Origin of the sequence: Nocardia sp. NPDC127579 (assembly GCF_042672005.1) — a bacterium.
Classification (GTDB): Bacteria; Actinomycetota; Actinomycetes; order Mycobacteriales; family Mycobacteriaceae; genus Nocardia.
In genome coordinates, this window is record NZ_JBHXVZ010000003.1 from 377,583 (window position 1) to 389,827 (window position 12,245).

General features: G+C 69.3%; 9 protein-coding genes and 1 pseudogene. 4 read left to right on the top strand and 6 right to left on the bottom strand.

The window, feature by feature from the left end:
• Nucleotides 1–192: 192 nt before the first annotated feature.
• The 6 genes and pseudogenes from ACFVMC_RS14140 to ACFVMC_RS14165 all read right to left on the bottom strand — a co-directional run bounded on the left by ACFVMC_RS14140 (nt 193) and on the right by ACFVMC_RS14165 (nt 8,207).
• Complete coding sequence (locus ACFVMC_RS14140; protein WP_379210198.1) at nt 193–1,662, bottom strand: chlorohydrolase family protein; 1,470 nt, start codon at nt 1,660–1,662, stop codon at nt 193–195.
• Nucleotides 1,655–2,896 (bottom strand): amidohydrolase family protein, encoded by a 1,242-nt coding sequence (locus tag ACFVMC_RS14145; RefSeq protein ID WP_379210200.1) that lies wholly within the window; start codon nt 2,894–2,896, stop codon nt 1,655–1,657. The genes ACFVMC_RS14140 and ACFVMC_RS14145 overlap by 8 nt, the downstream gene beginning before the upstream one ends.
• 6 nt (nt 2,897–2,902) lie before the next feature.
• Nucleotides 2,903–4,420 (bottom strand): ABC transporter substrate-binding protein, encoded by a 1,518-nt coding sequence (locus ACFVMC_RS14150; protein WP_379210202.1) that lies wholly within the window; start codon nt 4,418–4,420, stop codon nt 2,903–2,905.
• A 31-nt stretch (nt 4,421–4,451) separates the two neighbouring features.
• Nucleotides 4,452–6,427: pseudogene (locus ACFVMC_RS14155) on the bottom strand (dipeptide ABC transporter ATP-binding protein).
• Complete coding sequence (locus tag ACFVMC_RS14160; RefSeq protein ID WP_379210204.1) at nt 6,424–7,290, bottom strand: ABC transporter permease; 867 nt, start codon at nt 7,288–7,290, stop codon at nt 6,424–6,426. Before ACFVMC_RS14160 ends, ACFVMC_RS14155 begins: the two are co-directional and overlap by 4 nt.
• On the bottom strand, nt 7,287–8,207 hold the full coding sequence (locus tag ACFVMC_RS14165) for an ABC transporter permease (RefSeq protein ID WP_379210206.1): 921 nt from the start codon (nt 8,205–8,207) through the stop codon (nt 7,287–7,289). The genes ACFVMC_RS14160 and ACFVMC_RS14165 overlap by 4 nt, the downstream gene beginning before the upstream one ends.
• 254 nt (nt 8,208–8,461) lie before the next feature.
• Here ACFVMC_RS14165 and ACFVMC_RS14170 point away from each other — a divergent pair, with 254 nt between their 5' ends.
• The 4 genes from ACFVMC_RS14170 (at nt 8,462) to ACFVMC_RS14185 (ending at nt 12,215) form a co-directional block, all read left to right on the top strand.
• Complete coding sequence (locus ACFVMC_RS14170) at nt 8,462–9,157, top strand: GntR family transcriptional regulator (RefSeq protein WP_379210208.1); 696 nt, start codon at nt 8,462–8,464, stop codon at nt 9,155–9,157.
• A gap of 63 nt (nt 9,158–9,220) precedes the next feature.
• Nucleotides 9,221–10,033: a GntR family transcriptional regulator gene (locus ACFVMC_RS14175; RefSeq protein ID WP_379210210.1), complete on the top strand. Its 813-nt coding sequence runs from the start codon at nt 9,221–9,223 to the stop codon at nt 10,031–10,033.
• Nucleotides 10,030–11,484: an NCS1 family nucleobase:cation symporter-1 gene (locus ACFVMC_RS14180; protein WP_379210211.1), complete on the top strand. Its 1,455-nt coding sequence runs from the start codon at nt 10,030–10,032 to the stop codon at nt 11,482–11,484. The genes ACFVMC_RS14175 and ACFVMC_RS14180 overlap by 4 nt, the downstream gene beginning before the upstream one ends.
• Nucleotides 11,484–12,215: an aspartate/glutamate racemase family protein gene (locus ACFVMC_RS14185; RefSeq protein WP_379210213.1), complete on the top strand. Its 732-nt coding sequence runs from the start codon at nt 11,484–11,486 to the stop codon at nt 12,213–12,215. The genes ACFVMC_RS14180 and ACFVMC_RS14185 overlap by 1 nt, the downstream gene beginning before the upstream one ends.
• Nucleotides 12,216–12,245 lie beyond the last annotated feature (30 nt).

Below are 12,245 nucleotides of genomic sequence, written 5' to 3' on the forward strand. Positions count from 1 at the left end.
GCATCCACCGACACGCCTTGGTGACAAGGTTGTACGTAGAGCGGCAGAGCTTGTACGGAGTCGAATACGCCAGGGATCAGCGCACCGGCGGCTGCCGGTTCGGCGGTTCACTCCGAGCGACGAGACGACCCAAGATAGCCGGTCGCCGCCCGGCGGCCCGCACCCCCTCCCCGCCCGCGCGTCGGATCGCGATCACGCCCATGTCCGGAACGAGGGCGGGAACAGCTGGTCGATGGTGCGGCCGCGATAGTCCCGCTCCGGATAGGCCGCGCGCATGCGCTCGAACAGCGTTTGCGCGCGCCGGGTCATGGCGGACAGATCGATGCCCGCGATCGCGCCGTCGCGCACCACGATTCGCCCGGCGATCATCGAGAAGATCGTGGCCCGGGCCGTGCTGTTCATGCAGAGGGTGCGCACGGGATCGGCGATGACGCCGTCGAGCGGGTCACCGAGCCGGAACGCGACCAGGTCGGCGGTCGCGCCGGGTGCGAGCCGGCCCAGATCCGGCCGGCCCAGCGCATCCGCCCCGCCGAGGGTGGCGGCGGTGAGGTAACCGCCGTAGGTCGCCGCGTCGAGGCGATGGTCGAGGACTTTCGCGATGGTCACGCCGATGTCGATGCCGCGCACCAGGTCCGGGGGAAAGGAATCGGTGCCCAGCGCCAGACCGACTCCGGCCGCGCGGTAGCGTTCGAAACCGTGCAGCGCGGCCCCGTGCCGGGCCGAGGTCAGCGGGCAGTGCACGACGGTCACGCCCGATTCGGCCAGCCGGGCGATATCGGCATCGGTCCGGGCGTCGACGCGCGGATGCGAGTCGACATAGATCCCGTGCGGCAGTAGCAGTTTCGGGCCGAGCAACCCGGTGCGCGCCAGCACCTCGAGCGGTGTCGCGCCGAACTGCGCCCGCACGAGATCGCGTTCGAGCAATCCTTGCAGTGCGTGCAGTCGGACCGGGACACCGGAGGCCGCCGCCAATTCCGCGGTGCGGCACAGGAGGTCCTCGCTCAGCGTCTCGATCCGGCACGGCAGCAACGCGCCGTGCACGAGGTCGGACTCGCGGGCGGCGGCCCAGTCCAGGAATCGCGCCGCGCCCGCGCAGCCCGCGACCCCGAGTTCCTCGTTCCAGTAGAGGGATCGGGACCCGTCCGCATCCACCACATTGACCCCTGACCGGTAGCTCGGTCCGAGATACACGCGCAGACCCAGCTTTTCGGCCCGCTCGGCCATCGCGACGGCGTCGGCGTGGGTCTCGGCCCAGTCGCTGTGCACCTCCGAGGCGATCGGCATCGCGGTCGTCACGCCGTGCAGCAGGAGCTGGACGAAACCGTATTCCCGGATGAAGGCCCGCTCCTCGGCGTCGAAGACGGCGCGCCGCCGGTGTTCGGCGTAGTCGCGCGACCACTGCAGGCCGAGGCCGAGTTCGGGCGACTGCCAGGAGTCGAGCAGGGTGTGGTCGATATCGGTGAGCGCGTCCAGGTCGATCAGGCCGGGCAGAAGCAGTGCCGGGCCGAGCTCGATCGCGTCCTCGGTCTCGGGACCGCTCCCCCGTGGTCCGACGGATACGATCCGGCGGCCCTCGACCACGACCTCGCCGTCCGCGATCAGAACGTGCTCGCCGTCGGAGTGCCCGAGCACATGGTCGGCCCGGATGGCTCGCCTAGACATTCGCGCTCCGCCAGCGATCGGGCAGCTCGAAACCGTCGAGCGCGGTGTCCACGGAGATCACCGCGCCCCGATGCACGACGGTGCGCGCCACCGGCCGATCCATCACGGCGGCGGTCGTGCTCGGGCTGTCGAGCAGCAGGAATTCGGCCGGGTCGCCCGGCGCGAACCCCGGCCGCAGGCCGAGCCGATCGAGCGGCCGCAGGGCGCGGTCCACGATGCTCGCACCACCCCAGGTCGCGATCGCGAGGGCGTGCTCGATCTCGTGGTCGCTGGAGAATCCGTTGGTGAACGCCAATTGCCAAGCGCGGTCCAGCATGTCGCCGTTGCCGTAGGGTGACCAGAAGTCACGCTGGCCGTCCATGCCGACACCGACGCGCACTCCGGCCGCGGCGAGGTCGAGCAGCGGCAGGTCCCAGCCGCGCGGTCCCGCCGCGTGCGTGATCGCCACCTCGGCCGCGGCGAGCCGGTCGATCGCCGCCGACACACCCGGCAGGTCCCCGCACAGGCAGCGCGCGTGCGAGACCGTCACCCGGCCCCGCATGTCCAGCGCCTCGACCCGGTCCAGGATCAGCGACAGCGTGAACAGGCCGAGCTCGCCGGCTTCGTGCAGGTGGATGTCCACGCCGACCCGATGTCGTTCGGCGAGGCCGAAGACGACGTCGAGGTGGCCGACCGGGTCGCGATCGATCTCGCACGGGTCGATGCCTCCGATCAGGTCGGCGCCCGCACCCAGGGCGGCGTCCAGCAGGTCGGCGCAGCCGGGTTCGCGCAGGATGCCGACCTGGGGGAACGCGACGATCTCGACGTCGGCCAGGTCGGCGTGGCGTTCCCGGGCCGCGACGACGCCCTCGAGCTTCGCCAGTCCGGAGTCGACGTCCACCTGGGCATGCGTGCGAATCCGGGTGGCCCCGTTGGCGATCGCGACCGCCAGCGTGAAGCTCGCCCGCTCGGCGACCGACCGTTCCGCACCGCGCCAGTGCTGCCGGTCGTTCATGATCCGCCCCCAGCGTCCGGGCGCACCGGTGTAGGCGCGGACCGGCAGGCCCAGGCAGCTGGAGTCCAGGTGCAGGTGCGCATCCGAGAGCGCGGGCACGATCAGCCGCCCGCCGCCCGCCAGCACCGCACCGGAATCCGGTGCGGCCGTGCCGATCTCGGCTACCACCCCGGCCCGCACGACGATGTCGACGGGGTCCGCGCCCCACGGTCGCACCTGGGTGATCAGCAGGTCGTTCATCGATGTTCAGTCCTTTCCGAAGCTCGCGGTGTGCACGGTGATCATGCCGTCGGCGCGCGGCGTCCAGGCCAGCGCCGGATCCACCGCGTAGCTGGTGTCGGGGGTGTACAGGCCGATGAGCAGCGCGCGGGCGTCGTTGAGCCGGAACAGCGCGCTGTAGGCCGCGACGCGGGCCGGTCCGCTGACCGTGCGCGTCGCGGCGACCAGTGCCTTGGTCTCGGGCAGCATGGCGTAGTCGTTCTGCTGGCCGCCGAACATGGAGGAGATCGGCGCGTCGCCGTCCATGGTGGAGGGCGCGTAGGTGTTCAGGTACAGACCGGCCACCGCCTTCTTGCCGTAGATGATCTGCGACAGGCTGGCCTGGTCGGTGCCCTGGAGGGTCACATTCAGCCCGACCTCGGCGAGGTCGCCCTGAATGGCCTGGGCGATCTCCGAACTCAACGGGATCCGGCCGTTGGTGGCGTACTGGAAGGGAATCGGCTGTCCGGCATAGCCGGATTCGGCGATCAGCTGCGCGGCCTTGGTTGGATCATGCTGTGCCGCCGGATAATTCGGGTCGAACCCGCCCACGTTCGCCGCGATCAGCTGATTGTCGACCGTCGCCCGCCCGGCCAGTACCGTCTCGACGATGGCCGCGCGATCGATGGCCAGTCCGATTGCCGCGCGCACCCGCTCGTTCGCGAGGGGTCCGGCCGTGGAGTTCATCCCCAGGAAGGTGACCCCGTTGGAGTTCATGGACCGCACCTTGACGCTCGCGGAATCCGTCACCGCCGCAACTTGATTCGGCGCGATCAAGGCGACATCCAAGCTGCCGGACTGCACGCCGTTGAGGCGGGCGTCGGCGTCGGCCACCGTCTTGAAGGTCACCTTCTCGAGCTGCGCGGGTGTCCCCCAGTAGTCCGGATTACGGGTCAGCACATACTCGATGCCGCGGGTGTAGTGATCGAACCGGAACGGCCCCGATCCGACCGGCGCGGCGGCGAATCCCGCCGAGCCGAGCCGGGTGTACACCGATTCGGGCACGATCGAGACGCCGGTGACAATGGTGGGCCACGCCGAATACGCGGCGTTCAAGGTGAAGACGACGGTGTTGCGCGGCCCCACGGCGGCCGATTCGAACATCTCCATGTAGGAGGCCGGGTCGCCGGTGGGATTGGCTTTGATCGTGTTGTAGGTGAACGCGACGTCCGCGGCCCGGACCGGTTCGCCGTTGTGGAACTTCACCCCCTCCCGGATGGTGAAGGTCCAGCGGGTGAAGTCCTCGTTGTGTTCCCACGCGGTGGCCAGCAGCGGGTTGATCTTTCCCGCCTCGTCGAACCGGGCGAGCTGATCGAACGCGGCGAAGTAGTAGTTGTACCCGGCCAGGGACCCGTCGATGATCGGATCCGGGAGCTTCTCCGGCTCGGTGACCGCGCCGACGACGATCTCCTTCGCCGATGTACTGGAACTGCCCGCGGGCGCACAGCCCGTCAGCAGCGCCGCGGCGGTGAGAACGGCCAGCGCGGCGGGCATGGTGAATCGCACAGTGTTTCCTCTATTCCGGTGGAGCGGTGAATCAGTGGGGTGCCGGAAAATGGCAGGCCACGGTGTGGCCGTCCGATCCGATCGGGCTCGGCGCCGGTTCGCTCCGGGCGCACAGCTCGGTCACGATCGGGCAGCGAGTGCGAAACGCGCACCCGCTGGGCGGGTTCGCGGCGTCGGGGAGCTCGCCCCGCACCAGTTCCGGTGCGGCGTGACCGCGCCGGTGCGGATCCGGCGGCGGGGCGGCGGCGATCAGCGCCCGGGTGTAGGGGTGGCGCGGGCTGGTGAATACCTGCTCGGTCGGCCCGACCTCCACCAGCCTGCCCAGGTACATGACGGCGACCCGGTCGGCGAGGTGGCGTACCACCGAAAGGTCGTGCGCGATGAACAGATAGGACAGTCCGAGCCGCTGCTGGAGATCCTGGAGCAGGTTGATCACCTGTGCCTGCACCGACGCGTCCAGCGCGGACACCGGCTCGTCGAGCACCAGCACCTCCGGTTCCAGCGCGAGCGCCCGCGCGATCCCCAGCCGCTGGCGCTGCCCGCCGGAGAAGGCGGGCGGGCGCCGGGTCAGCGCGTCCACGCCCAGGCCGACCTGCCCGAGTAGTTCGACCACCCGCTCCCGGGTGTAGCCGCCCGCGATCCGCAGCGGCTCGGCGACGATGTCGTGCGCGGTCAGGCGCGGGTCGAGCGCGGAGTACGGATCCTGGAAGACCAGTTGCACCCGGTTGCGCAAGGCCCTTCGCTCGCGGCCGCGCAGTGTGCGCAGGTCGTGGCCGAGGATGCGGATCGAACCGGCGTCGGGTGTGTTGATGCCGAACAGGGTGCGGACCAGCGTCGACTTACCGCCGCCGGATTCGCCCACCAGGCCGAAGGTTTCGCCACGGCGCACCGAGAAGCTGACGCCGTCGAGCGCGCGCATCCGCCGGCGTGTTCGCAGGCCCCGGCGGATCGGGAAGCTCACGGCCAGGTCCTCGACCTGGATGACCTCGTCGACGCGGTTCATCGGATCTCCGGTTCGATCAGCGCGCGGTCCAGCGCGGGCGGGCAGGCGAGGGTGCGATCGGCCCCGAACGGCCGCGCGGCGGGCACGACCGACACGCAGTCGTCGTTGCGTTCGGCGAATTCGCAGCGGGGCGCGAACGCGCACCCCGCGGGCCGATCGGCCGGTGTCGGCGGTGCGCCCGGGATGGCATAGGCCCGTGCGCTGTCGCCCGCCTGACCGAGCAGACTGCGTTGCAGCCCACGGGTATACGGGTGCGCGGCATGATCGAAGATCTGCCAGACCGTGCCGGTTTCCACGACCCGCCCGGCGTACATGACCGCGACCCGGTCGGCGTGCTGGGCGACGAGCCCGAGATCGTGGGTGATCAGCACCATGGCCGCGCCGCTGCGCGCCCGCGCCTCGGCGAGCACCGTCATCAGCTGGGCCTGGATCGTCACGTCGAGTGCCGTGGTGGGTTCGTCGGCGATCAGCACGGCCGGGTCGTTGGCCATCGCCATGGCGATCATGGCGCGCTGCCGCATGCCGCCGGACCATTCGTGCGGGTAGGCCCGCGCCCGCCGCGCGGCCTGCGCGATACCGACGCCCTCCAGCAATTCCACGACCCGCCGTCGGCGGGCGCGAGCGTCCAGTCGCTGATGGATCGCCAGCGCGCGCCCGATCTGAACCCCCACGCGCCGTACCGGATTCAACGAGGTCATCGGGTCCTGGAAGACGATGCCCAGTTCCGCGCCGCGCAATCGCCGCAGCGTCTCGTCGTCGGCGCCGACCAGTTCGCGGCCGCGGTAGCGGATGCTGCCGGAGAAGATGGTCAGCGGCGGGGCGAGCAGGCCGAGGACCGCGAGCATCGTCACCGACTTCCCCGAACCGGACTCGCCGACCAGGCACAGCACCTCTCCGTCGGCCAGCCGCAGGTCGACCGCGTCCACCAGTACGACCCGCGCACCGTTCTCGTCCAGGTATCCCACGGTCAGCTCGGATATCTCGAGCAGTGGCGTCGCGCTCATGCCGGCACCGCCGTGCGCTCGAGGCGGCGCGGGCGCGCGGTGGTGCGCCGCAAGCCGGGACCCCGGGTGGTGAACCGCTGGCTGACCAGCAGCGTGCCGGTGATGACCAGCAGCAGTGCCACGGCCGGGACGACGGTCAGGTAGGGCGCCTGCCGCACGTACTTCTGCCCGTCGGTGATCATGAGTCCCCAACTGGGCGTTGGTGGTTGGACGCCCAGGCCGAGATAGTCGAAGGAGGAGATCATGATGATCACCGTCCCCAGATCCGCCGCGGCCAGGATGGCGACCGGGATCAGCGCATGCGGCAGCACGTGCTTGCGCAGCACCCAGGTCGCGCGAGCACCGAGCAGCCGGGGGGCGATCACGAAATCGCGGGCAGACAATCCGAGGGCGACCGAGCGCGCCACCCGGGCGTAGCCGACCCAGAACGTCACCCCCAGAATCGTCGCCATCAATCCGACACTGGGGCCACGCACCGCCGAGAGCGCCATGATCACCAGGCTCATCGGAACCGCCAGTTGCACATCGGCGTAGCCCATGAGCGCGCTGTCCAGCGGTCCGCGGAAGTATCCGGACACCGTGCCGAGCACGACGCCGATCACCGCGTTCACGCCCACGATCACCACCACCAGCAGCAGCGTGATCCGGCCCGCCAGCGCCAGACGGCTGGCCAGGTCGCGGCCCAGCGCGTCGGTGCCCAGGGGATAGTGACCGGTGCTGAACGGCCGCGTGAACGCCTGGCTCAGCTCCTGGGCGTAGGGATCGTAGCCGGGCAGCAACGGATAGAGCAGGGCGAACAGCGCAACCGCGAGGATCATCGCGAAACCGATGAGCGCGGGCAGATTTCGGGGTGCTGGGATCATCGGACTCTCGCTCTCGGATCGAGGAAGCCGTACAGGATGTCGACGCAGAGATTGACGACGACGAACAGGGTGGCGATCACGATCAGCCCGGACTGCACGACCGGGAAGTCTCGGCTGAACACCGAGGTGAGCATGAGCTGCCCCAGCCCCGGCCAGGCGAAGACCGCCTCGACGATCACCAGACCGCCCAGCAGGGTGCCGAGGTTGATCCCGGACACGGTGAGCACCGGCAGCAGCGCGTTGGGCAGCACGTCACGCAGCAGCACGATCCGGCGCCGCTCGCCGCGGGCATAGGCGGTGCGGACGTAGTCCTGTCCGCTCTCGGTGGTCAGCGAATTGTCGAGCAGTCGCGAATACACGACGAACTGGGCGGTGGCGATGGTCACGGCGGGCATGACGATCGAGAGCGGGTTCGGGCCGGCCAGGGAGGGCAGCCAGCCCAGCGAGACCGAGAACACCAGCACCAGCAGCAGTCCGAACAGGAAGTCCGGCACCGCCAGTCGCGCGGCGCCCAGCCCGAGCAGCAGGCCGCGCAGCGACCAGAATCCGCTCAGATGCACCGCGAGCACGGCGGTGAACGCCAGCAGCACCCCGATCAGGAAGCCGACGACGCCGAGTTGCAGGGTGGCGGGTAGTCGCTCGAGCACGATCGTCATCGAGGAGGTGCCCTGCTGCCGGTACGAGTCGCCGAAATCGCCGGCGAGGATGCCGCGCAGATAGTCCAGGTACTGGGTCAGCGGCGGCCGGTCGAATCCGAGCTCGGTGTTCAACGCGGCGATGTCGGCCGCGCTGGCGGTGTCGGGCAGCAGCGCGGCAGCCGGGCTGCCGGTGAGCCGCCCCAGCGCGAAGGCCAGTGAAACGACGACGAAGACGGTGATCACCGCCTGGATCAGGCGGCGCAGTAGGTAGACGGCCAAACTCGAGCTCTCCTTGCCTGTACTGCATTCGGTATACAGAATCGGCACGGCTCGTATCCCGAACGTGTTCGCGATGTTTCGAGTTGATGAAACGATGCGGCAGTCCATCGCGGTAGAAAAGCCTTGATACCAGGTGAATTGACCTCGATAGCGAGATCGGGCCCCGCGCGGTCAGTGTCGCCGACTCAATGCCTACGGACACATTCGGTCTACCGAATGCTGTTTCAGGCTGTCCGGTTTCGTAGACTGAACCGGTGCACCCAGAGCTCCGGACCGCCGCACCGGCGATCGACGACACCTCCCAGACCCGCCGGGTCTATGAGGATCTGCGCCGCGGCATCATCACCGGCGGCTACGCCGAGGGCCAGAAACTCCCCGAGGCCCGGCTCGCCGAACAGCTCGGCGCTTCCCGGCTGCCGGTCCGAGAAGCACTGGCGCTGCTGGCCTCCGACGGAATCGTCAGCGTCAGCCCGCGCCGCAGCGCCGTGGTCCGCTCCTGGGACGAGACCGCGGTCGAGGAACTCTTCGACGTCCGGATCGGCCTGGAACCACTGGCGGCGCGCCTGGCCGCGGCCCGGGTCCGCAACGGCGCGGACACCGGCCCGCTGCACGCCGCGCTGCACGCCTCCCATGCCGCCCTGGCCACCCGCGATCCGGTGCACATCGCCGAGGCGAACGCCACGCTGCACGGCGCGATCGTCGAGTTGGCGGGCAACAGTCTGCTCTCCCAGCTGATGCGCACCATCCTCGCCCGGATGGCCTGGCTGTTCGTCCTCACCACCCGGCGTGCGGTCGCGGCCCAGCTCGACGAACACCAGCACCTGATCGACGCCATCGTCTCCGGGGACGAACGGCTCGCCGAGTACGCGATGCTCGACCACACCGAGGCGGGCCGCGCGCCCACCCTCGCGATCATCGCCGCCCTGCGGCGGGGTGATACCGCCCGATAACGGTTTTCGCGGTCGTCACACGCCGGACCACGGCCGCAACACGCGCGAATTAGCGTGGCCGCCATGCCGCCCCGCAGACGCTCCGCCCTGCTCGCCCGGCTGGTCGTGGACTCACCGGGCAGGCCGCAGATCATTCTGGGCGAACTGCGCCGGGTGATCCTGGACGGCGCGGTGCCGCCGGGCACGGTGATTCCACTGCGCGAGGTGGCCGAACTGTTCGGGGTCAGCCACATCCCGGTGCGCGAGGCGCTCAAAACTCTGATCGGCGAGGCGCTGGTCACCCATCGGCCGCACAGCGGGTACACCGTCGCCCAGCTCACCGCCGAGGAGCTACGCGAAATGTACATCGTGCGCCAGACACTGGAGAAAGCGTCGCTGGCCGCCGCGGTACGTAACGCCACCGATGCCGACCGCACGGCCCTGTGCGAGGTCGACTCCCGGCTCGAACAGGCCATCCGCGACGACGATCCGATCGCCTACCAGCGCTGCTCCCGGGAATTCCATCTCGCCATGACCCGGCCCTCGCGTATGTTCCGGCTGCTGCACCTGCTCGAATCCGCCTGGAACGTCACCGAACCGGTGCAATCCATGGTGCACGTCGCCCGCGCGGATCGCGCGCTGCTGCACACCGACCATGCCCTCATGCTCGCGGCTTTCCGCGCCCGCGACATCGACCGGCTCCTGCTGCTGGCCGACCGGCATCACCGCAGGTTGGAAGCGGTGATCGCGACCCTGCCCACCGATACCGGACTGCTCGCGCCCACGATCGATATATCTTTCGCGCAATCGCCCGGAGACGATCGCGCAACGCATCGGCAATCGGTGCTACCTACCGTCGGTCCATCCCCGCCCCACCTCGGATCGGACCCACCATGACCGACATGCTCACGCCACCCGCGGACTACCATCCCCGGCTGACCAATCCGGATCTGGCGCCTCTGCGTGACCAATCCTGGGGCTCCTACAATATTTTCGCGTTCTGGATGTCGGACGTGCACAGCGTCGGCGGTTACGTGACGGCGGGCAGCCTGTTCGCGCTCGGCCTGGCCAGCTGGCAGGTGCTGGCCGCGCTGATCATCGGCATCATCCTGGTGTACTTCTTCTGCAACCTCGTTGCCAAGCCCAGTCAGGTGACCGGCGTGCCGTATCCGGTCATGTGCCGCAGCGCCTTCGGTGTGCTCGGGGCGAATATCCCCGCCATCATCCGCGGCCTGATCGCGGTGGCCTGGTACGGAATTCAGACCTTCCTCGCCTCGGCCGCGCTGGATGTGGTGCTGATCAAGCTGTTTCCGGCGCTGGCGCCGTACGCGGTCGTCGACGACTACGGCTTCCTGGGGTTGTCACTGCTGGGCTGGTGCAGCTATCTGCTGCTGTGGGTGGTGCAGGCCTGCGTGTTCTGGCGCGGGATGGAGTCGATCCGCCGCTTCATCGACTTCTGCGGGCCCGCCGTCTACGTGGTGATGTTCCTCCTGTGCGGATACCTGATCTCGCAGGCGGGCTGGGCTGCGATCGATCTGAGCCTCGGCGAGGTGAAATACACCGGCTGGTCGTCGATTCCGGTGATGCTGGGCGCCATCGCCCTGGTGGTGTCCTACTTCTCCGGCCCGATGCTCAACTTCGGCGATTTCTCCCGCTACGGACGGTCTTTCGCGGTGGTGCGGCGCGGCAATCTGCTCGGCCTGCCGGTCAACTTCCTGGTGTTCGCGTTGCTCGTGGTGATCACCGCCTCGCTGACGGTCCCGGTATACGGCGAGCTCATCACCGACCCGGTCGCGACCGTGGCCCGGATCGACTCGACCTTCGCCATCGTGCTGGGCGCGCTGACCTTCACGATCGCGACCATCGGCATCAATATCGTCGCCAACTTCATCTCCCCCGCCTTCGATTTCTCCCATGTCAGCCCGCAGCGGATCAGCTGGCGCGCCGGCGGCATGATCGCCGCGGCGGGTTCGGTGCTCATCACCCCCTGGAACCTGTACAACAATCCGGATGTCATCCACTACACGCTGGAGACGCTGGGCGCGTTCATCGGGCCGCTGTTCGGGGTGCTGATCGCCGACTACTACCTGATCAAACGCCAGCGGGTGCGGGTGGACGCGCTGTTCACCATGTCCGAGCACGGAACCTATTGGTACCGTGCGGGATACAACCCCGTGGCGATCGCGGCTACCGTCGCCGGGGCGATCATCGCGGTGATCCCGGTGCTGGCCCGCGGCGTTCCCGGCATGTACACCGCCGCCCAGTACAGCTGGTTCATCGGCTGCGGCGTCGGCTTCGCCGTCTACTACCTCACCGCCCGGATCACCAGGATCGGAGCTCTCGACTGATGTGGATCCGGGTCGTCAACCCCAACACCACTTCGGAGATGACCGCGACGATCGGGCGGTGCGCCGCGGCCGTCGCCGGGCCCGGCACCCGGCTCGACGCGGTCACCTCGAGTATGGGCCCGGCCTCGATCGAGAGCCACTACGACGAAGCCCTCAGTGTGCCGGGCATTCTCGCCGCGATCGCGGCGGGCGAACAGGCGGGCGTCGACGGCTATGTCATCGCCTGTTTCGGCGATCCCGGCGTGGAGGCGGCGCGTGAGCTGGCGCGCGGCCCGGTCGTCGGGATCGCCGAGGCAGCGATGCGCACGGCCACCCAGCTCGGGCGCGGATTCAGCGTCGTCACCACACTGAGCCGCACCATCGGCCGCGCCGCCGATCTGGTGCATCTGCATGGGCTGCAACGGTTCTGCCGTGGCATTCACGCCTGCGACCTTCCGGTCCTGGCCCTCGACGACGATCCGCGGGTCCGCAAGATCGTCACCGAGTCCTGCCGCGCCGCCCTCGCCGCCGACGATTCGGACGCGATCGTCCTGGGCTGCGCGGGCATGGCCGATCTGTGCGCCTCGATCGGCGCCGAACTCGGTGTCCCGGTCGTCGACGGCGTCGCCGCTGCCACCCTCGCCGTCCAGTCCCTGCTCACCATGGACCTGCGCCCCGCCGGGCGCGGCGAGTCCGCATCGCCCCCGCCCAAGCCCTATACCGGACTGCTGTCGCCGTTCCAGCTGGACTGAGCCCGGGCGGAACTCGAATTCATCGTGACG

What these genes read in the sequence shown, in the direction of transcription:
- ACFVMC_RS14140 (WP_379210198.1), bottom strand. Translation starts at nt 1,662, where the DNA reads ATGTCTAGGCGAGCCATCCGGGCCGACCATGTGCTCGGGCACTCCGAC.
- ACFVMC_RS14145 (WP_379210200.1), bottom strand. Translation starts at nt 2,896, where the DNA reads ATGAACGACCTGCTGATCACCCAGGTGCGACCGTGGGGCGCGGACCCC.
- ACFVMC_RS14160 (WP_379210204.1), bottom strand. Translation starts at nt 7,290, where the DNA reads ATGATCCCAGCACCCCGAAATCTGCCCGCGCTCATCGGTTTCGCGATG.
- ACFVMC_RS14175 (WP_379210210.1), top strand. Translation starts at nt 9,221, where the DNA reads ATGCCGCCCCGCAGACGCTCCGCCCTGCTCGCCCGGCTGGTCGTGGAC.
- ACFVMC_RS14180 (WP_379210211.1), top strand. Translation starts at nt 10,030, where the DNA reads ATGACCGACATGCTCACGCCACCCGCGGACTACCATCCCCGGCTGACC.
- ACFVMC_RS14185 (WP_379210213.1), top strand. Translation starts at nt 11,484, where the DNA reads ATGTGGATCCGGGTCGTCAACCCCAACACCACTTCGGAGATGACCGCG.